This is a genomic window from Streptomyces sp. NPDC043738, assembly GCF_056436545.1.
This window is the reverse complement of the sequence record NZ_JBWKCJ010000023.1, coordinates 111,582-132,167: the sequence shown is the minus strand read 5'-3', so window position 1 is coordinate 132,167 and position 20,586 is coordinate 111,582. Positions and strand designations below refer to the sequence as shown.

Below are 20,586 nucleotides of genomic sequence, written 5' to 3'. Positions count from 1 at the left end.
AGCGGATCGCGCGCTGCGGGAGGGGTGCCGGGTGAGCCTGACACTCGATCTGTCCGGGCAGGTCGCCGTCGTCACCGGCGGTACCCGGGGCGTCGGCGCGGGGATCGCCCGCTCGTTCCTCACCGCCGGGGCCGATGTCGTGGTCTGTGCCCGGCGGCCCCCGGACACCCCCGTCACCGCGGGCGGCCGCACCGCCCGCTTCCGCCCGCTCGACCTGCGCGATCCGCCCGCCGTAGGGGAGTTCTTCACCCATGTCGCGGCGGAGTACGGCCGCCTCGACTGCCTGGTCAACAACGCCGGCGGTACGCCCTACCGCCTGCTCGGTGCGGCCGGCCCGGAACGGCACGCACGAGTCCTGGAACTCAACCTCACCGCCCCGCTGACCGCCTCCCTCGCCGCGTACGAGGTCATGCGCGGCCGGCCGGCCGGCGGCTCGATCATCATGATCGGCAGCGTCAGCGGCACCCGCCCCTCGCCCGGCACCGCCGCCTACGGCGCGGCCAAGGCGGGCCTGGACAGCCTCGCCCGCACCATGGCCGTCGAATGGGCCCCACAGGTCCGGGTCAACACCCTCGTGCCGGGCATGGTCCGCACCGAACTGACCGCCCTGCACTACGGCGACGAGGCGGGCGTCGCCGCCGTCGGCGCCACCGTACCGCTCGGCCGGCTCGCCGAACCCGCCGAGATCGGCGACGCCGCGGTCTTCCTCGCCTCCGACCGGGCGGCGTACCTCACCGGTGCGAGCCTGCTCGTCCACGGCGGTGGGGAGCGCCCCGCCTTCCTCGACGCCGCCACCGCCAACCGCCCCGCCACACCCCCGTCCACCGAGGAGAGCTGAGATGACCGGAATCTGCGCCGGCCGCGCCGTCGCCGTCACGGGGGCCGGCCGCGGCCTCGGCCGCGCCCACGCCCTCGCCCTCGCCGCCGAAGGGGCCGCCGTCGTCGTCAACGACCTGGGGGTGACCGCGGACGGCGCTGGGGCCTCGCCCGGCCCGGCCCAGCAGGTCGTTGAGGAGATCCGGGCCCGCGGCGGCCGGGCCGTCGCGCACACCGGCGACATCACCACCGCCGACGGCGCCGCCTCACTCGTCGCCGCCGCCCTGGACTCTTTCGGCCGCCTCGACGCCCTCGTCAACAACGCCGGGTTCCTGCGCGACCGGATGCTGGTCAACCTCGACGAGGACGACTGGGACGCCGTCGTCCGCGTCCACCTCAGGGGCCACTTCCTGCCACTGCGGCACGCCGCGGCGCACTGGCGGGCCGAGGCCAGGGCCGGCCGCACGCCCAACGCCCGGGTGATCAACACCAGTTCGGGCGCCGGGCTGCTCGGCAGCGTCGGCCAGGGCAACTACTCCGCCGCCAAGGCGGGCATCCTCGGCCTCACCCTCGTCGCCGCCGCCGAGCTGGGCCGCTACGGCGTACAGGTCAACGCCATCGCTCCCGCCGCTCGCACCCGTATGACCGAGCAGACCTTCGCCGAGGCGATGGCGGCGCCGGACGAGGGGGAGTTCGACGAGATGGCCCCCGGCAACGTCTCCCCGTTGGTGGTCTGGCTCGCCTCCGCCGCCAGCGAGGGCGTCACCGGCCGCGTCTTCGAGGCCGAAGCGGGCCGGATCACCGTCATGGAGGGCTGGCGCCGCGGCCCCACCGCCGACAAGGGCGGCCGCTGGACCCCGGTGGAGGCGGGCGAGCACGCCCGCGAGCTGCTGGCGGCGGCCGGGGAACCGCAACCGGTGTACGGGGCGCGCTGAGGGCCGCGGAGCGGGGCGGTCGGTGTCCCACCCGCCTGCGGCGCACGGGCCCGGCCGCCCACGATGCTCGGGCTCCGCGCGGAAGACGACGGGCGCGCTACCTCACCGCCGTTCGCCGCGCAGCCCCGCGAGAGCCGCTGCCCGGGTGAGCACCTCGACGAGCATGCCGGAGGTGAGCCGGCCGGTGAACACGTTGCGCTGGCTGGGGTGGTAGCTCCCCAGAACGTGCAGCGGCTGCCGCCGCCCGGTGGCGGGCAGGGTCAGTTCCACGCCGTGGCCGAAGGCGGGCCGGGGCCGGGGCAGCGCCCACCCCGCGTCGCCGAGCACCGGCAGCAGCGCCTGCCAGCCGAAGGCACCCAGCACGACGACCGCGCGGAGGCCGGGGGCGAGCAGCTCGAACTCCGCCGTCAGCCAGGGCCGGCAGGTATGCCGCTCGGCCGGCGTCGGCTGGTTCGCCGGCGGGGCGCAGTGCACCGGAGCGGTGACCCGCACCCCGTACAGCTCCAGCCCGTCGTCCCGGTGCGTCGCGGTGGGCCGGGAGGCGAGACCCACCTCGTGCAGCGCGGCGAACAGGAAGTCACCCGACGCGTCCCCGGTGAACATCCGGCCGGTCCGGTTGCCGCCGTGCGCGGCGGGCGCCAGCCCGACGACGGCCAGCGCCGCGTCCGCGGGACCGAATCCCGGTACCGGCCGCGCCCAGTACTCCTGGTCCCGGAACGCCGCCCGCGGGTGCGCCCCGACCTCTTCCCGCCAGCGCACCAGCCGGGGGCAGGCCCGGCAGCGCACCAGATGCGCATCCAGCTCCGCCAACCCACCGCAGCGCGCCGCGTAGTAGGCCGGGTAGCCGGCCTCGCCGCTGTCCGGCGGCGACTGCCCCGGCCCCGTCTCCTCCATGCCCACAAGGTAGGCCACCGGATGAGGAGGGCCACTGGATGACGAGGGCGGTCCGCCGCCGGTGTCGCACCGGTGGCCTCGGCCTCGGCCTACCCCTGGCGACTGCGATAGAGGTCGCGGAGCAGGGCGATCTCGGCTCCGTGGTGCAGCAACTCCTGGTTGACCCACCAGACGATGTCGAGGAAGGGCTCCTCCGGGTCGCTGCCGTGGGGGAAGGTGCACAGGCCCACCGTGTCGAGCCCGGCGTCGTCGACGCCGGCCAGCGTCTCGCGCCAGGCCGTCGCCCCGGCGTCGAAGGCGGCGATCGCCCCGGCGGCGTCCCCGCTGCTGACGTAGTCGGCACGGGTCAGGCGGCGGCTGCCGGCGGTGTGGTCCGCGCGGAGGGTGAGCATCTCGGCGAGGTGGCTCAGACGCCAGGCGAGGGTGGTGAGCGGCGCCGGCGACGGGTGCGGGAACGGCGCGGCGTCGCGCCCCCACTCACCGGCCCCGTCCAGGTGCGTCGCCCTCGGCCCCGGACCGTCGCCGCGTCTGCGCACCGACCAGCAGCCGGGCACCGGCTCCCACAGGTGTTCCTCGTCGGTCAGCGGATCGACCCGTACGTCCGTGCCGTTGCCGCTGTCCATGTGCGGCCCCGTCAGCCGGTCCCGCAGGCGCCGGCGCGCGAAGTCGAACTGCTCCAGCAGCGGGATCAAGCGGGGTGGTGGTGTCGCCATGCGACGCTCCTGCGGTCGGAGGGACGGGCCGGGAGGCGAGCGCGTTCGCCCGGCCCGCACCCTGCCACGGCGCGGGCGGCGCCGCCGCTCATTTTCCGGCGGCGGCCTCGGCGCGGCGGCGCAGCGACGGGGCCAGCGCCAACTGCCCCAGGGCCGCGGCCAGGCACAGGGCGGTGCAGGTCAGCCAGAGGGTGGTGGAGCCGACGACGAGGAGTCGGGTGCCGACGATCGGCGCGATCAGGAATCCGGTGCCCCAGGCCATGCCGATCAGGCCGTTGTACCGGCCGCGGAGATGGGCGGGCGCGAGGTCGGCGACGACGGCCGCGGTGACGGCGAAGACCAGGATCTCGCCGAGCGTGGAGACCGCGACGGCCAGCGCGTAGCCGGCGGTCGCCGAGGCCGCGGCCGCCACGGCGTTGCCGCAGGCCGCGATCGTGAAGCCGGTGGCCAGCACCCGGCTCTTGTCGTAGGCGGCCAGCCGGTGGCCGATCAGTGGCTGCACCGCGATGACGACGATGCCGTTGATACCCATGACGAGGCCGTAGGCGCTGCTGGACAGCGCGGTGCCGGTCATCGCCAGCGGCAGGGTGGCGAAGGCCTGTTGGAAGACGATCGCATAGCCGACGACGAGACCGGCGAAGGCCAGCATCGCGCGGTCGCGCAGGACGGTGCGGTAGCTGCCGGCGGTACGTTCCCGGGTGGCCGGGCGGGTTTCGGGAATGGCGAGCCAGACCAGCAGTCCGAAGAACGCGCAGGCCCCCGCGTCGAGCCAGAAGAGCAGTCGGCCGCCGTGCGAGGCGAGGTAGCCGCCGAGCACCATGGCGACCGAGAAGCCGAGGTTGACGGCCCACAGCAGCAGGCCGTAGGCGCGGGTGCGGTCGGCGGCCGGCACCGCGTCGGCGACCAGGGCCTGGGCCGCGGGACGGAACAGATCGATCGTGACGCCGAGGACGAAGCAGCAGGCCACCAGCACCGGGAGGTTGCGGGCGTAGCCGAGCGTGAGCAGGGTCGCGCCGTTGGCCAGCATGCCGCCGGTCAGCGCCACCCGGCGGCCGAAGCGGTCCGCGAGGAATCCGCCGAGCGGCTGGGAGACGACCGAGCCGATGCCGACGACGGCGAGGACGATGCCGGTGCCGGCGACGGACAGGCCCCTGACCCCGGTCAGATACAGGCTCAGGAACGGATTGACCATCGAGCCCAGGCGATTGACCAGGGACCCGCCCCACAGCACCCAGAACGCGGCGGGCAGCCCGCCCGCCCGCACCCGTACGTATGCGCGCAGCCGCCCTGGACGGGGCTCGCCGATCGCCGGGCCGGACGCGTCGATTCTGCTCATGGTCCCTTCCTGGGCTCTCTTCTCCGGGGCGTGGGGATCGTCAGTGTCCGCGGCCGCGGAGCACGGCGGGGACCGGCGGAGCGGGGGTGTGCCGGGCGGGGGACGGAGCCGGTGCCGCCCCGGTGTCGTCCGCAGTCGTCCGCTGTGCGCCCTGTGCCAGGGCCGCGCGATCGACCTTGCCGTTCGGGGTCGTGGGCAAGGCGTCCAGCAGCCGGATCTCCTGCGGAACCATGTACGGGGGCAGCGCACGGGCACAGAAGGCGCCCAGGTCCGCGGTGTCCACCGCGGGACGACCCGCCGTCAGGACGACGAAGGCGATCAGCCGGAGCCCGCCGCTCCCGGGCTGCGGCAGGGCCGTCGCGCTCGCCGCGGCGACGCCCGGGTACTGCGTCAAACGCCGTTCCACCTCGGCCAGTTCGACGCGGTTGCCGTTGACCTGCACCTGGGAGTCGGCCCGGCCGCAGAAGTAGAACTCGCCGCCCGCTCCCCGCACGGCCAGGTCTCCGGTGCGCAGCACCACCTGGCCGGACTGCGGGCACAGCGGGTCGGGGACCAGCGCCCGGCGGGTGGCCCGCGGATCGTCCCAGTAGCCGGAGAAGAGTGCGGGGCTGCGCAGATGGATCTCGCCGGGTACGCCGGGCTCCGCCACGATCTCGCCGTCCTCGCCGACGAGGAGCATCTCCGCCCCGGGGTGCGCGACGCCGATGGAGAGCCGGTGCGTGTCCTCCGGGAGGGGGTTGGGGACCTCTTCGAAGGAGCAGGCCATCGACTCGGTGGCTCCGTAGCAGTTGATGATCCGCACCTTCGGCAGCAGCTGCTGGAGCCGGCGCAGTTCGGGCAGCGGGAACTCCTCGCCGCAGAAGAGGACGGAGCGCAGCCGGTCGAGGGCGGCCAGCCGCCGGGACTCGTGGCGCAGCGGCTGCCGCCAGATCGACGGTACGCCGTTGACCTGGGTGGCTTCGGTCTCCCGCAGCACCCGCAGCAGATGCCGGGGCCAGCGCACCAGCTCCGGCGGTACCGGCACCACGCTGGCGCCGCTGCCCAGCGCCAGACCGATGTTGAGCAGCGAGAAGTCGAACTGCAGGGGTGAGGTGCTGGCGATGCGGTCCTCGGGCGTGGCGATGCCGTGCGCCAGCATGCCCCGGTAGAACGCGACCACCGCCCGGTGGCTCATCACCACGCCCTTGGGCCGTCCCGTGGTGCCCGAGGTGAAGATGATGTACGCGGGGTCGGTGACACAGGGTTCCCGGCGCCTCGGCCGGCGCTGCTCTGGGGCGTGCTCCACGGTCAGTCCGCCGGGGCCGAACCGAGCGGTGGCGAGGGCCCGCGGCAGGTCCGTGCGCTCGCCGTCGGATGCCTGGAGGTGGAGGGCGGGCCGGGCGGTGGTGATGATCGAACGCAGCCGCTGCTCAGGTGTCTTCGGGCTCACCGGGATGAAGGCGAGGCCCGCCCGGGAGGCGGCGAGCAGCATCGCGAGGGAGTGTGCGGTGGTGTCGGCCTCCAGGATCACCCGGGCACCGGTCTCCAGGCCCAGGGTGTACAGGCCGTCGGTGTACGCGTCCGCGAGGGCGCCCAGTTGCGCGTAGGTGGTGACGGTGGTCAGGCCGGGCCGGGGGGACTCGACGACGGCGGGGGCGTCGGGGGTGTGCCGGCCGGCGGCGAGCAGGAAGTCGTGGAGGAACTCCCCGGCGGTGCCGGCCGGGGCCGGTGGCTGCTGACTCACGTGGCGAAGCCCCCTCGTGGTGGTCGGGAACGGTGACCCGGGGCGGGCCGGGCGGAGTTGGCGGTGCCGGTGCCGGTGCCGCCGGCGGCCGGTCGGTGGTCGGCTCAGCCGCCTCGTGACCGCCGCACTCCCCATCAAGCTTCCGTGGAATGGAAGTTGGATTCCGCGGAGCGGTGGTCAGGCTCTCATGCTCGCGACGGGGACGGGGTGTGAGGTGGCTCACTTTCAGGGGTGCTCGGGGTCGGTGAAACCTGGACAGCTCGCGGCGGGTTGTGGCAGCGTCAACTCCGCATGGAATTCATTTTTCGCATTGTGGAAGTGTGTTGATGGGGGAGCGTATGTCCGGGGCAGGACCGCTATCGCTGGGCCAGCTCTCGGTATGGCACGACATCCGGGAACTGCCGGTGCACCGCCGGCACGAGCCGAACAACGCGGCGGCCTGGCCCCTTCCGCCGGGCGTCACGGCGGACCAGGTGCGCCGCGCGCTGCGCGCACTCGCCGCCCGGCACCCCTCGCTGCGCACCCGCTACGACCTCCAGGACGCCGACGCGCCAGGGCAGTTGCCGCCCGACACGGACTTCGACGATCACCTGCGGAGCACCGAGAGCGCAGCCGCCGAGCCCGGGCGGCTCACCGCCGAACTGGCCGCCGAACCCTTCGACCTCGGCCGCGAACACGCCTGGCGGGCCCGGCTGTTGACCCGTGCTGGCACCCCCGCGCAGCTGCTGTTCGTCAAGCACCACATCGCCGCGGACGCCTGGGCGCAGGAGCTGCTGCACCAGGAGTTCCGGCGGGCGCTCACCGACCCCGCCGGCCTCGGCCCCACCCCGCCGGGCCCCGCCGACCTCGCCGCCGAGCAGTACGGCGCGGCCGGACTGCGCCGGCAGGCCGCGGCCCTCGACCACTGGACGCAGATGCTGGCCCACGCCCCCTCGGCCGCGCTGCCGCGCGGTGCCGACACGGCGGGCGACGTCGTCCAGTGCACGCTGCGCTCCGCACCCGCCCGCCCGGCCGCGCACACCGTCGCCGAACGCGCGCGGGTCTCCGTCGCCAGCGTCGTGCTGGCCGCCTACGCCCGCGGCGTGGCCCGCAGATGCGGCGTCGACGCCCTGCTGGTGCAGCTGATGAGCGCCAACCGGTTCGCCGGTCGCTGGCGGAGCGTGGTGACGTCGATGAACCAGTGGGTGCCGGCGCTGATCGAGGACGCCCGCAACGACGACCTGGTCAAGCTCGCCGACGCGGTGCACTGGAGCGGCCTCGGCGCCTTCCGGCACGGGATGCACGATGTCACCGCCGTCGCCGCGCTGCGCGCCCGTACGCCCGAAGCCGCCGAACCGGCCTGTGCCTTCAACTACGTGACCGTGCCGGACGACGCGACGCCGGACGCGCTGCCGCCCCGGGGGCCGCGGACCACCGCTTCGCCCACGCTCACCTGGGAGGAGCCCTTCACGACCATCGGCCCGCGATGTTACGCCCGCGCCGTGGAGAGCGAGGACGCGCTCACCCTCCGGCTCACCGCCAAGGACCTCGACCGCGCCCACTGCGCCGAACTGCTGTGGGACCTGCACGAGAGCCTGCTGACCGCCGCCGGGCGCCCCTGACACAAGGCCGCCCCGCCGGCTCCCGAACCGCCGCACGGACAACCGAGCCGGCGTACACCGGCGCCGTCCGCCCCCGGCGATCCCGGGTGCCGGACCACGCCGCCCGCCCCGCCCCGCCCGGCGCCGCGCCGCCGCACCAACCGGCCGCCCCCTGCCGCCCCTTCCTTCTCCGCGCTCGTTCCTGCCCCAGGAGGCCGCCGTGCCCGAACACGTGATGATCATCCACCGCTGGACCGACCGCTACGCCGACTACGCGGCCTACCTCGACCACCGCGCCCACCGCGTCAGCTACCTCACCACCGAACGGGCCGCCCGCCACCTGCCCGCCGAACAGGCCGCCGGCGTACGGCTGGTGGACAGCACCGAGGACGTCAAGGCGGTGCGCGAGGCCGTCGACGCGCTGATCGAGCGGAGCGGACCGCCGACCCGGATCGTCGCGCTGCAGGAGACGGACCTCGACCTGGCGGCCGAGCTGCGCGACGAGTTCGAGCTGCCCGGGCAGCGCACCGGGGACCTGCTGCCGCTGCGCGACAAACTGCTGATGGCGCGGCGGCTCGCGGCGGCGGGCGTCGCGGTGCCGGCGACGGCCGCGGCACCGGACCACGAGGCCGTGGCCGCCTTCGCCGCCCGGCACGGCTGGCCGGTACTGGTCAAACCCCGGCGGGGCACCGCCAGCGCGGGCATCACCCGACTGGCGTCCCCCGGGCAACTGAGGGCGTACGCCTTCCCGCACGACACCGACCTGCTGGTACAGCAGTGGCTGCCCGATCAGGTCCTGCACGTCGACGGGGTCTTCGACGGCGCGGAACTCGGCCCCTGGCGGGCGTCGCGCTACCTCAACACCTGCCTGGAGTTCACCGCCGGCAGCGTCCTCGGCTCGGTCGAGATCGACGACGCCGCACTCCTGGCCCGCATCGAGGAGATCACCACCGCCGCCGTCGGCGCGCTGTTCAGCGGGCCGTCGGTCTTCCACCTGGAACTCTTCGAGGGCGACGGCGGCACGCTGACCGTACTGGAGATCGGCGCCCGGCCGGGCGGGGCCGAAGTGCCCTTCATCTGGCGCGAGGTGCACGGCATCGACCTGATGGCCGCGGCGTTCGCCCACCAGACGGGCGCCCCCGACCCCACCCCCCGCCGCCTCGCCGAGCCCGCGCAGGTGGCGGGCTGGATGCTGGTGCCGCCGTCCGTACCAACGCCCTGCCGGGTGCGCGCGCTCACCCCGCCCCGGGCGGACGGCTCCCGCACCGGACCGTACGCCGAAGTCCTGCCGGAAACCGGCGCGTTGCTGACCGGCGGCGGATACGAGCACGCCGGGGCGAGGTTCCGCTTCCGGGGGAGCGGCAGCGCGGAGGTGACGGCCGCGGTCCGCCGCGCGATGCGCGAGGCCTCGCTGGAGTGCGAACCGGTCGATCCGCGGGCACCCGGCCGGCTCGTCCTGATCGGCTGCGGCAATCCGCCCTACCGCGAATACGCGCTGCGCACCGTCGCCGGACGGGTGCGCACCGCCCTCGTACAGCGCACCGCCGTCGACTGGCAACGGCGCTATGTCGCCGACCGGTTCCAGGTCGCCGACACCTCCGACGCGGCCGGTACCACCCGCGCCGTCGCCGCCCTGCTGGCCGGCCATCCAGGCCCGGGAGCCGTCCTGACCTGGGACGAGACGCTCCTGGAGACCACCGCGGAGGTCGCCCGCCGGCTGGGACTGCCGCATATGAGCCCCGAGGCCGCGCACCGCTGCCGCGACAAGCTGGCCACCCGCCGGCTGCTCGCCGCCGCCGGGGTGCCCTCGGCCGGCTTCCGGCAGGTGCGCACGCACGCCGAGGCGCTGGCGGCGGCGGAGGCGCTCGGCTGGCCCGTCGTGGTCAAACCCCGTGCACTGGCCGGCAGCATCGGCGTCACCCGCGCCGACGACCCCGGCCGGCTCGCGCGGGCCTATGACCAGGCGCTCGGCGCCTCCTTCCCCGGCATCCGCGCACCGGCCGGCGCGATCGTGGAGGAGTATCTGTCCGGCCCCGAGATCAGCGTGGACTGCGCGGTGTCCGACGGCGCCGTACGGATCGTGAACGTGGCGCACAAGCGGCTGGGGTTCGCGCCGCACTTCGAGGAGGTCGGACACCTCGTCGCGCCCTGGCGGGAGGAGCCCTGGGCCGACGAGGTGCGGTCCGTCGTCACCGCCGCCCACAGCGCACTGGGAATCCGTACCGGACTGACCCACACCGAGATCCGCCGCACGCCCACCGGGCCACGCGTCGTCGAGGTCAACGGCCGCCTCGGCGGCGACTTCATCCCGCTGCTGGGCACCCTCGCCACCGGGGTCGACCCGGTCGAGGCCGCCGCCGACCTCGCGCTCGGCCGCGCTCCCCGCCTCACCCCGGTCCGCGACCGCTGCGCGGAGGTGCGCTTCGTCTACCCCGAGCGCGACGGCACCGTGCGCTCCCTCGACCTGACCGCCGCCGCGGCCACGCCCGGCATCGTCGAGGCCGTCCCGCTCGCCGCGCCGGGCACCGAACTGCTGCTGCCGCCGCGGGGGATCGTGCCCCGGCTCGCCGCCCTGATCGCCGTCGGCGACACCCCCGAGCAGTGCGCCGCCGCGCTCGACCGCGCCCAGCGCTCCGTACGGCACTCCCTGGCCCCGCTGCACTGATCCGCACCGATCGACGAAGAGAGACCGAGCCATGACCCCGATCCCCAGTGTCCCCGCAGCCGCCCCCGGCAGACCCGGCGGCACGGCCCGCGGGAACCACCGCACACGAAGGACGTCGAGATGACCGCCGTGACCGTCGCCCCGCCCTCCCCGAACCTGGCGCTCAACCAGCTGGTCGACCGGCGCCGCGCCCAGGGGGCGTCGCTGGTCCATCTCGCCTTCGGCGAGGCCCGGCTGCCGGTGCTGCCGCAGCTGGCCGAGCAGCTGGCGCTCGGCGCGGCGCGCGCCGCCTACGGACCGGTGGCCGGCGCCGAGGGCGTACGCGACGCGGTGGCCGGCTACTTCACCCGCCGCCGGCTGCCCACCGAGGCCGACCGGGTGATCGTCGCACCCGGCAGCAAGCCCCTGCTGATGGCGCTGCAGCTGGTCGTCCCCGGCGATGTGCTGCTGCCGCGCCCCGCCTGGAACACCTATGCCCCGCAGGCCCGCTACGCGGGCAAGAAGGTCTACGGCGTACCCGTTCCCGCGGAGTGCGGCGGCGTCCCCGAACCGGACGCGCTGCGCGAGACGATCCAACGGGCCCGGGCGGCCGGCGCCGACCCCCGGCTGATGGTCCTCACCCTTCCCGACAACCCCACCGGGACCCTCGCACCGCCCGCGCTGATCCGCGAACTGTGCGCACTGGCCCGGGCCGAGGACCTGCTGATCATCTCCGACGAGATCTACCGCGACATCGTCCACGACCCCGAGTCCACCCCCTTCCTCAGCCCCGCCGAGGCCGCCCCCGAGCGCACCGTCGTCACCAGCGGACTGTCCAAGACCCTCGGCCTCGGCGGGTGGCGGATCGGCGTGGCGCGCTTCCCGGCGGGCGAGACCGGCGCGCTGCTGCGCGACGCGGTGACCGCGGCCGCCAGCGAACTGTGGTCCACGCTCGCCGGCCCCATGCAGCAGGTCGCGGAGTACGCCTACGCCGAGCCGCCGGAGGTCGTCGCGCGGATGCGGGCGAGCGCCCGGCTGCACGGCGCGGTGGCCAGGGCGGTGCACCGCATCGCCCTCGAAGCGGGCGCGGTGTGCCGCCCACCCACCGGAGGGTTCTACGTCTACCCGGACTTCGCGCCGCTGCGCGACCGGCTGGCCGCACACGGCGTCACCGACGCGGCCTCGCTCGCCGGCCGGCTCCTGGACGACTCCGGGATCGTCGTGCTCGCCGGCCACCTGCTGGGCGACGACCCGCAGGCCCTGCGCTTCAAGGCCGCCACCAGCCTGCTGTACGGCGACGAACAGCAGCAGCACCAGGCGCTGCGGGCCGACGACCCCACCCGCCTGCCGCACATCGCCCGCGAACTCTCCCAGATCGCCCGGGGCTTCGCCCGCCTGAAAGGAGCATGACGATGAAGGAGATTCCCCCCACCGCCGCGTCCTTCGCGCAGATCGCCGCGGCGGCCGACCGGCTGCTGGCCGGCCTCGCGGGGCTCGACGACCAGGACGTCGCGGCGCCGTCGCGGCTCCCCGGCTGGACGCGCGGACACGTCCTGAGCCACCTCGCGTGCCAGGCCCCCGCACTGGAACGGCTGCTTCAGTGGGCCCGTACCGGCATCGAGACACCCCAGTACGCAAGCCGCGAGGCCCGGGACGCCGAGATCGAGGCGGGCGCCCGCCGGCCGGCCGCGGCGCTGGTGGCGGACGTCCGGGCGAGCGCCGCACACTTCCAGCGCACGGCCGAGCAGCTGCCCGAGCCCGCCTGGCGGGCCACCGTCCGGCCCTTCACCGGTGAACTGTGCACGCCCCGGCGGGTACTGGTGATCCGGCTCCGCGAACTCGAACTGCACCATGTCGACCTGGACCTCGGATACGGCTTCGCCGACATCCCCGAACCGGCGCGGCAGATCATCCTCGACGACGTACTCGGGTACTACGCCGCCGCCGAGGGCGTACCCGACTGCACGCTCAGCGACCGCGAGGGCGCGCTGGTCGGCCGCTTCGGCACCGGCGGACCGGTCGTCTCCGGCGAACCCGCCGACCTGCTCGCCTGGCTGGCGGGGCGGTCCGTCGGCGCGGCACTGGAGTCGACTGCGGAGCTGCCCGCGCTGCCCGCGTGGCTGTGACCGGCGGCCCCACCCCCGAGAGGAAGACGAACGGCAATGGCAGTCACCGTCGAACCGGAGCGGTTCGACCTCGGTTCGGTCCGCAGCGCCCTGCTGGACCGCATCCAGGTCAACCTCGCGGTGCTCGCGGACCACCACCACGGCCCCGGAGCACACCTCCGCCTCGGCGCGCCCCTGAGGTTCCGCACCTGGGACGGGGCGGACGGTCTGCCGACGGTCGACCCGCCGCTGCCGGAACGGCTGGCCGTCGCGCCGAAGCTCCTGGGGCTGCGGGTGGTCCGGCAGGAACGGCCGGCCCGCGGCGAGTTGTGCAGGGCGATCCGCGCCGCCGTCGGCGTGCGCTACATCGTCGCCGACGCCTTCCAGCTGCCCTGGCTGCCGTACTACGGCCGGGCCCACATGGCCTACGGGTTCCTGCTCGCCGCGGGGCCCGACGGCTGGCACGTCACGGACGCCTACCTCAGCGAGACACCGTGGGGGACGGCGGCGCCCGGCCACTGGGTGCTGTCCGCCGAGGAGCTGGCGGGCATCGAGTCGGCCGAGGTCATCGAGCTGGCGCCGGCCGGCGTGCGCCCCGTCGCCGAGCTGCCGCCCACCCAGGCGGTCGACGAGGCCGCGGTGACGGCGTACCTCGCCGCGTACGACGCCTGCGCCGACCGCTCCCGGGCGGTCGAACGGCTCACCGGCGAGACCTGGTTGCTGGTGCGGGCCCGCAAACTGCACGCGGCCTACCGCGCGTTGGCCCGCCGGACCGAAGCGACCGAGGCCGAGCGCGCCCAGCTGCGCGCCTGGGACGAGGTCGTCGAGTGGACCTCCCTCGCCCACCGCCGGGTGTCCCGGGGCCGCGCCGAGCCCCCGGGAGTCGTGGACCGGCTGCGGGCGGTCCTCGCGGCCGACCGCACGGTCTTCGGCGCCGCGCCCGCCACCCCCACCGTCTCCCCGTCCCCCGACGAGGACCGCTGACCACCCGCCCACCACCGGAAAGGCCACACCCACCATGGACGCCCGATTCACCACACTGCTCGGCCCCTTCCTCAAGCTCGCCGGCCCCGAGGAGCCCGTCATCACCCCCGACACCGACCTGCGCAGGCTCGGTGTCGACTCCATGCAGGCCATCGAGCTGCTCTTCGTCATCGAGGACACCTTCGGGATCTCGCTGCCGGACGACGAGCTCAACGACGCCACCTTCGCCACCGCCGGCAGCCTCTGGCGAGCGATCCGCGCACAGCTGCCCGACGGCACCGGCGCCCGCGCCGACGACCAGGAGACCCCGTGACCACCGAGGCCCCGCGCGCCGTGTCTCCTGCCCCGACCGGTCAGCAGTCCGCCGGCGCCGCGCTCGACGCCCTGCCGCGCACCGCCCGCGGCGAGCAGGTGTGGGCCGCGCTCGGCCGGGCGGGCCTGATCACCCGGGCCTATCGCGACGGCGCGGTCGGGGCGGGAGTCGACCCGGCGGGACTCGAAGGCCTGCTCACCGCCGTCGACGCCCGTTTCTCGATCGCCGCCACCCTGTCGGTCAGCGTCCAGCTGGCCACCGCGCTGCCCGTTCTCGCCGCGGGCCGGACGCCGGTGGCGCGGCGGGCACTGGACCGGGCGCTCTCCGGTCGGGCCACCGTCGCCCTGGCGGCCACCGACGTCACCGCCGGCACGGACCTCACCGCGCTGCGCACCCGGGTGCGGATCGAGGACGACGGCCTGGAGCTGTCCGGCGAGAAGAACTGGATCGCCAACACCACCACCGCCGAGTCCTTCCTCGTGCTCGCCCGGCACCGGCCCGGCCGGCACTTCACCGACTTCACCTGGGTCCTGGTGCCCGCCGACACCCCGGGCGTCGACGTGCGGCCCGCCGACTCAGCCCTCTTCGCCGACTCCGGCGTCGGCCACCTCACCCTCGACGGCGTACGGCTGGGCCGGGACCATGTGCTGGGCCGGGCCGGCTTCGGACTGCCGCTGTTCGCCCGGCACATCGGCACCGAGCGGCTCGCCGGCGCCCAGTGGGGTGTCGCGCTGTGCCGTCGCGTCCTCGCCGACACCCGTCGCCGGCTGTCCGGCCGCGCGCACGGCGAGGGCACCCTGTGGGACCTGGAGGTGGTGCGCCAGCGCTTCGCGTCCTGTTTGCTGCGGGCACGTGAACTCCGGGCACTGGTCACGGAGTTGGAGACTGCGGTGGCGGTGGACCACGACGCGACGGCCGCCGCCACGCTCAAGGCGGCCGCCGGTGCGACGGTCCAGCACGTGCTGACCGAGTGCGGCCAGCTGTGGGGCGCGGCCGGCTTCGCGACCGGCGGGATCCAGGAACTGCGCGCCCAGGCCGCGCTGTTCGGCATCGGCGGTGGTGCGAACGAGGTGGTGCTGGGCACCCTCGCGGACGCCGCCGAGACCGTACTGGACGGTCTCGCGCGGCCGGGCACCCCGCCGTGACCGCACCGATCGAGGTGGCGGACCGGCTCTGGGTGGCCACCGCCACCGCGGACCGGGTGGCGCCCAGCACCCACCGCGACGATCTGCGCCGGGCGCGGCGGATGCCCGGGTGGCGCGCCCGGGAGTTCCTCACCGGCCGCGGGCTGCTGAGGCAGTTGCTCGCCACCGTACGGCCGGCCCTGTCCGGTGCGGACGTGGTCGCGGACCGGCGCGGCAAGCCCTGGTTGCGGGGGCATCCCGGCATTGGCATCAGCGTCTCGCACAGCCACGGCGCCCTCGCCGCCGGAGTCGCCGTCGGGGGTGCCCTCGGCGTGGACCTCCAGCTCCCCGGCGCCCGCGTCACCGCGTCGTTCGCCCGCCGGCTGCTGGGCGCGCACGCCGAGCGGATCGCCGCACTGCCGCCGGCGCGGGCCGCCGAGGAGGTGGCCTGGGTGTGGACCGCCCAGGAGGCGTGCGTCAAGGCCACCGGGGCGGGGTTCGCCGACCGCCCATGGACCATCGACGTGCCACCGGGCGCCCGCTCGGGCCGCTGGCGCGACTACCGCTGGATATCCCTGCGCGAACACTCCGCCACCCCCTTGAGCTGCGCATTCCCCCTGGAGAGGAGAGGCGGCCATGGCGAGCGCTGAGCGGTCGGTCGAGTGAGGGTCCCAAGTACCCTTCTCCGCACCGGTGTTGTGTGTCGCCCGGCTGCTCGCCGACGGCCACCGCAGAGAAAGGCCGGACGCAAAGGCCCTCCCCGCCAGGCCGTTTGCACAACGTGACATTGTACGCTGGCACTCCGCGTCAACTCGGAGGACCAGATGGGTGAGCTCAAGCATCGCAGCCTGATCACCGCTCAGGAGCGGCTGCGCGATCAGGTCGCCCATCAGCTGCGTGCCGCGCTGATCGCGGGGGAGCTCCGCCCGGGTTCGGTCTACTCGGCCCCGGGCCTCGCCGCGGACTTCGGCGTCTCGGCCACGCCGGTGCGCGAGGCGATGCTCGACCTGGCCCGGGAGGGCCTGGTGGAGCCGGTGCGGAACAAGGGCTTCAGGATCACCGAGGTCAGTGAGCGCGACCTCGACCAGTACACCGAGATCCGGGCCCTGATCGAGGTCCCGGTCGTCGGCCGGATCACCCGGACCGCCACCCGCGAGCAGCTGGCGGCGCTGCGCCCGATCGCCCTGGAGATCGTCGCCGCCGCCCGCGCCCACGACCTCATCGGCTATCTGGAGGCCGACCGCCGCTTCCACCTCGAACTGCTGGGCCTGAGCGGCAACGACCGCCTCGTCGAGACGGTCGGCGAGCTGCGCAAACGCTCCCGCCTCTACGGACTCACCCGCCTCGACGAGTCGAACCAGCTGCTGCCCTCCGCCGAGGAGCACGTGGAACTGCTCGATGTGATGCTGACGGGCGACGCCGAGGCGGCCGAGGCCTGTATGGCCCGCCACCTCGGCCACGTCCGCTCCCTGTGGGCCCAGGGTCGCGAGGAACCGCGGGTGCCGCAGCCGCAGCGCCGTCGGGCCGCGCGACCCTGAGGGCCGTCGGCTCAGTCCCTGGTGGCGGGCCCGGACAGCAGCCCGTCCATCCACTCCTCCACCGCGTCGGCGGTACGGGGCAGCGCCGACGACATCAGCCGGGCGCCGTCCGCCGTGATCACCAGGTCGTCCTCGATGCGGACCCCGATGCCGCGCAGCTCCCTCGGCAGGGTCTCGTCGTCGGGCTGGAGGTACAGACCCGGTTCGACGGTGAGCACCTGCCCCTCCTCCAGGACGCCGTCCAGGTACTGCTCCGCCCGAGCGCGGGCACAGTCGTGGACGTCGAGCCCGAGCATATGGCCCGAACTGCACAGGGTGTAGCGCCGGTAGAGGCCGCTGCCGGCGCTGAGTGCCTCCTCGACCGGGACGCGCAGCACGCCCCAGTCGGCGAGGCCCTCCGCCAGGACGGACATACAGGCCTGGTGGAAGTCCCGGAAGCAGGCGCCCGGTTTCAGGGCGGCGATGCCGGCGTTCTGCGCGTCGAGGACCAGGTCGTAGACCCGGCGCTGGACGGGGGAGAAGCGGCCGGACAGCGGCAGGGTGCGGGTGATGTCGGCGGTGTACAGCGCGTCGGTCTCCACGCCGGCGTCGAGCAGCAGCAGTTGGCCGGGGTCGAGCGGGCCGTCGTTGCGGATCCAGTGCAGCACGCAGGCGTGGGCGCCGGCGGCCGCGATGGTCTCGTAGCCGGTGCCGTTGCCCTCGGCACGGGCGCGCAGATCGAACACGCCCTCGATCCAGCGTTCGCCGCGCGGATGGCGCAGGGCGGCGGGCAGCGAGCGGACGACGTCCTCGAAGCCGGTGACGGTGTGGTCGACGGCCTCCTGGAGACGGGCCACCTCCCAGTCGTCCTTGACCAGCCTCAACTCGCTCAGCACGGTGGCGAGTTCGGCGTCATGGGCGGCGTTCCGGCCGGCCGGGAGGTGGCGGAGGGCGTCCAGGTCGGCGCAGCGCAGGCCGGTCATCCGGGCGGCCTCGGCCAGGTCGGGGCGGCGGCCCACCCAGAACTCGCCGTACCTGCGGTCCCGGTAGAACGCGCCGTCGCCGTCCCGCGGTGACCGCGGCCGCAGGTACAGCACGGCCTCACCGTCCGGTTCCAGCACCAGGACGTGCCCGGGCTGGTCCTCGCCCGTCAGCCCGGTCAGCCAGGCGTAGGCGCTGTGCGGACGGAAGCGGTGATCGCAGTCGTTCGAACGGACCGTCAACTCACCGGCGGGGACGAGTAGTCGCTCGCCGGGGAAGCGTGCGGCCAGCCGGTCGCGGCGTCGGGCGAGTTGCTCGAAGCCCGGAACGCGGGCGTCGGTGGGCGGCGGGGTGGCGGCCCACCCGTCCGTCATGAAGCGGGCGAGGGCATTCGACACCGGCAAGTCATGGCTGCCGGTGTGGGGTTGGGCGGCACGCGCGGTCACGGACACCTCCGGAGGGGAACTGGGAAAAGCTTTTTCCTGAAGCCTTGTCAGTGCAATTTCACATTACTATGTTACGGGTCACACCTCGTGGAGTGAAGGCCATTGCCTCGAACCCCACCCAACCCCTCAGCCCTTCACGGAGGTTCAGGTGTCACACCCGCGCCTGCCACGCAGACTCCTGCTGGCCGCGACCCTCGCCACCACCCTCGTCCTGCCGGCCGTCCAGACCGCGCAGGCCGCACCCGGGCGCTCCGCACCGCCCACCCCCACCCGTCAGGCCGAACCCCGGCCGCCGGCCGCCGACAACCCCCACGACCGGGTCCCCCACCTCGCCCGGGCGCCCAAGCCGGGCGCGACCCCCGTGCCGGCACCCCGGACCGTCACCGAGAAGGGCCGTGTACCGGGCCCGCAGACCAAGCCCGTAACGACCCGCCACACGCGCCCCGCCGTCGCTCCCTGCACCCTCGACGGGATCACCCGGCTGGGCCCCGAACAGCTCGCGGACTTCCTCGCCGACCCCGCCGTCACCGCGGACGGCTGCCTGCGCGACCTCATATGGAAGTGGGACCCCCGGCTCGTCCCCGTGATGTCCGACGCCCACGTCCAGGCCGTCGCCGGACGCATCACCCGTCTCGCCGTCGCCCACGACGGCAAGAACTCCGGCCACCTGTACGAGATGTTCACCTACCTGCACGCGGTGGCCTACCACGACTTCTCGCACGACGAGATCGACACCACCGACGCACCGACCGTCCACGCGGTGCGCGGCGCGGACGACGCGTACGGCGCCGCCGCCCACACCTTCGACGCCACCCGGGAGAACGCCGACACCCTGCGCGAAGCCCTGTACGGCGTCGGCCCGGGCGGACGGCACTACCAACTCGGCCTGATCCAAAAGGTCCTGGCCACCATGGACCCGGAGCACACCGCCACCCACAAGGACCGGTCCTGGGGCAACGCCGCCCTCGCCGCGCTCACCCTCAGCTACCTGGGCGTCTACCCCGGCAACCAGGACACCGCCTTCCAGCGGGCGGTCACCGCCGACCTCGGCTACCGCTCCGCCTTCAAGGCCTTCGCGCACTACACCCACCTCAAGGACACCGACAACGCGTGGGCGGTACGCGACGCGCTCAGCGAGTACGGGCGGTTCGGCCAGATCGAAGCCCTCAAGGGCGAGATCGTGCCGGCCCTCGGTCAGCTGCTGGACCTCGTCACGCGCAACTTCGGCGACGGCAGCGAGCCCTGGGGGAAGCTCGTCACCTGGCTGATCGCGTTCGACGCCTGCCGGCCGTACAAGGTGTGCAAGGAGGACATCGAGCGCCGCCTCTTCCCGCACACCTACCGCTACGACAAGGGCGGGGTGGAGGTCCGCACCGCCCTCGACCGGGACACCGTCGACCAGCTGTACTACGCCGCCAAGCAGGTAAAGGCGCAGTTCCACCGGGTGCTCGGCACCGACCGGCCGTTGGACGGCGACACCAACACCACGCTCCACATCGTGCTGTACGCCTCCCGCTCCGACTACCGGACGTTCCAGCCCGTCCTCACCGGCCTGAGCACCGACAACGGCGGTATGTACATCGAGCAGGGCGCGACCTTCTACACCTACCAGCGCCGGGTCCCCCAGGATTCCACCCTCACCCTGGAGGAGCTCTTCCGCCACGAGTACACGCACTATCTCAACGGCCGCTGGGCGGTTCCCGGGCTCTTCGGCCAGGGCCCGTGGTACGAGGGCGACCGGACCACCGCGATGGACGAGGGCACGGCCGAGTTCTTCGCCGGCGCCACCCGCGACGACGGCGTCAAGGTCCGCAGGTCCCTGGTCCGGGGCATCATCAACGACACCGCGCGCGGCGGCCCGCGGATGACCGTCGACCAGCTGCTGCACGCCACCTACGCCGGTGACGGCTTCCGCTTCTACAATTACGCCGGCACGTTCTTCGAGTTCCTGTGGGCCGAACGCCCCGCCCTGCTGCGGGAGATGTACGGCTACGAGCGCGCCGACGACCCCGCGCGCTTCGACGCCTGGCGGAACCGTATGGGCAGGGACGCCGCTCTGCAGCGGGCGTACGACGCCTTCCTCGACGAGCGGATCGCCCATGTCGACGACCTCTTCGTCCCGGACACCGCCCACACCCCCGTCGGCTCACTGAAGCTCGCCGACGCCGCGCGGGTCCGCAGGGCGTTCGCCGCGGCCACCTCCCACACCCCCAGGTGCAAGGACAACGGAGACCCGGCGTACGGCCGCTTCGTCTGCACCGGCCGGATCAGCGCCGCCCTCACCGACCCGGGCAGCCCCGACCGGGTCTTCAAGGACATGTCCGAGGCCGCCGACGCCACCCTCCTCGACCGCTCCGCGTCCGCCGCCAACAACTTCGCCGATATGAACTGCTCCTTCGGCGCGGTCACCGTCCGCTCGCGGGGCGGGTTTGGCACCGCGGACTACACCTGTGAGGGACCGCTGCGGCGGTGACG

The 20,586-nt window shown here is 74.4% G+C and carries 17 protein-coding genes; 12 read left to right on the top strand and 5 right to left on the bottom strand.

All coding sequences use genetic code 11. The annotated features are described in order from the left end of the window. The first annotated feature begins 31 nt into the window (after positions 1–31). Positions 32–838 carry an SDR family oxidoreductase gene (locus AC0680_RS26980; RefSeq protein ID WP_478633432.1) on the top strand — a complete coding sequence of 269 codons (807 nt, stop codon included), beginning with the start codon at positions 32–34 and terminating at the stop codon, positions 836–838. 1 nt (position 839) lies between these two features. Beyond that, complete coding sequence (locus AC0680_RS26975) at positions 840–1,751, top strand: SDR family oxidoreductase (protein ID WP_478633430.1); 912 nt, start codon at positions 840–842, stop codon at positions 1,749–1,751. Positions 1,752–1,853: 102 nt separating this feature from the next. Here the strand turns inward: AC0680_RS26975 and AC0680_RS26970 are convergent, their stop codons facing one another. From AC0680_RS26970 to AC0680_RS26955, 4 genes are all read right to left on the bottom strand, one after another. Further along, positions 1,854–2,645, bottom strand: a complete 792-nt coding sequence (locus AC0680_RS26970) for a uracil-DNA glycosylase (protein WP_478633429.1) — start codon at positions 2,643–2,645, stop codon at positions 1,854–1,856. A gap of 89 nt (positions 2,646–2,734) precedes the next feature. Further along, positions 2,735–3,358 (bottom strand): DinB family protein, encoded by a 624-nt coding sequence (locus AC0680_RS26965; protein ID WP_478633427.1) that lies wholly within the window; start codon positions 3,356–3,358, stop codon positions 2,735–2,737. Between the two features lie 88 nt (positions 3,359–3,446). Beyond that, on the bottom strand, positions 3,447–4,694 hold the full coding sequence (locus tag AC0680_RS26960; RefSeq protein ID WP_478633424.1) for an MDR family MFS transporter: 1,248 nt from the start codon (positions 4,692–4,694) through the stop codon (positions 3,447–3,449). Between the two features lie 40 nt (positions 4,695–4,734). After that, the gene (locus AC0680_RS26955) at positions 4,735–6,417 is read right to left on the bottom strand and encodes an AMP-binding protein (RefSeq protein ID WP_478633422.1); all 1,683 of its coding nucleotides are present in this window, start codon (positions 6,415–6,417) and stop codon (positions 4,735–4,737) included. A gap of 338 nt (positions 6,418–6,755) precedes the next feature. Here AC0680_RS26955 and AC0680_RS26950 point away from each other — a divergent pair, with 338 nt between their 5' ends. The 9 genes from AC0680_RS26950 to AC0680_RS26910 all read left to right on the top strand — a co-directional run bounded on the left by AC0680_RS26950 (position 6,756) and on the right by AC0680_RS26910 (position 16,705). Beyond that, complete coding sequence (locus AC0680_RS26950) at positions 6,756–8,018, top strand: condensation domain-containing protein (RefSeq protein WP_478633419.1); 1,263 nt, start codon at positions 6,756–6,758, stop codon at positions 8,016–8,018. A 199-nt stretch (positions 8,019–8,217) separates the two neighbouring features. After that, the gene (locus AC0680_RS26945; protein ID WP_478633417.1) at positions 8,218–10,662 is read left to right on the top strand and encodes an ATP-grasp domain-containing protein; all 2,445 of its coding nucleotides are present in this window, start codon (positions 8,218–8,220) and stop codon (positions 10,660–10,662) included. A 120-nt stretch (positions 10,663–10,782) separates the two neighbouring features. Next, entirely contained in the window at positions 10,783–12,051 is a 1,269-nt protein-coding gene (locus tag AC0680_RS26940; RefSeq protein ID WP_478633414.1) for a pyridoxal phosphate-dependent aminotransferase, read from the top strand. Between the two features lie 2 nt (positions 12,052–12,053). Next, positions 12,054–12,767: a maleylpyruvate isomerase family mycothiol-dependent enzyme gene (locus tag AC0680_RS26935; protein ID WP_478633412.1), complete on the top strand. Its 714-nt coding sequence runs from the start codon at positions 12,054–12,056 to the stop codon at positions 12,765–12,767. 36 nt (positions 12,768–12,803) lie between these two features. Continuing rightward, the gene (locus AC0680_RS26930; RefSeq protein ID WP_478633409.1) at positions 12,804–13,730 is read left to right on the top strand and encodes a hypothetical protein; all 927 of its coding nucleotides are present in this window, start codon (positions 12,804–12,806) and stop codon (positions 13,728–13,730) included. Positions 13,731–13,764: 34 nt separating this feature from the next. Then, positions 13,765–14,043, top strand: coding sequence for an acyl carrier protein (locus tag AC0680_RS26925; RefSeq protein ID WP_478633407.1), 279 nt, complete (start codon positions 13,765–13,767; stop codon positions 14,041–14,043). After that, positions 14,040–15,188: an acyl-CoA dehydrogenase family protein gene (locus tag AC0680_RS26920; protein ID WP_478633405.1), complete on the top strand. Its 1,149-nt coding sequence runs from the start codon at positions 14,040–14,042 to the stop codon at positions 15,186–15,188. Before AC0680_RS26925 ends, AC0680_RS26920 begins: the two co-directional genes overlap by 4 nt. Then, positions 15,185–15,817: a 4'-phosphopantetheinyl transferase family protein gene (locus tag AC0680_RS26915; RefSeq protein ID WP_478633403.1), complete on the top strand. Its 633-nt coding sequence runs from the start codon at positions 15,185–15,187 to the stop codon at positions 15,815–15,817. The genes AC0680_RS26920 and AC0680_RS26915 overlap by 4 nt, the downstream gene beginning before the upstream one ends. Positions 15,818–15,991: 174 nt before the next feature. Beyond that, complete coding sequence (locus AC0680_RS26910) at positions 15,992–16,705, top strand: GntR family transcriptional regulator (RefSeq protein ID WP_478633401.1); 714 nt, start codon at positions 15,992–15,994, stop codon at positions 16,703–16,705. Positions 16,706–16,716: 11 nt separating this feature from the next. On the opposite strand, the gene AC0680_RS26905 is transcribed toward AC0680_RS26910, so the two are convergent. Next, positions 16,717–18,111: an aminopeptidase P family protein gene (locus AC0680_RS26905; protein ID WP_478633398.1), complete on the bottom strand. Its 1,395-nt coding sequence runs from the start codon at positions 18,109–18,111 to the stop codon at positions 16,717–16,719. 148 nt (positions 18,112–18,259) lie between these two features. On the opposite strand from AC0680_RS26905, the gene AC0680_RS26900 reads away from it, so the two are divergent. Beyond that, positions 18,260–20,584, top strand: coding sequence for a collagenase (locus AC0680_RS26900; RefSeq protein ID WP_478633395.1), 2,325 nt, complete (start codon positions 18,260–18,262; stop codon positions 20,582–20,584). Positions 20,585–20,586: the final 2 nt, after the last annotated feature.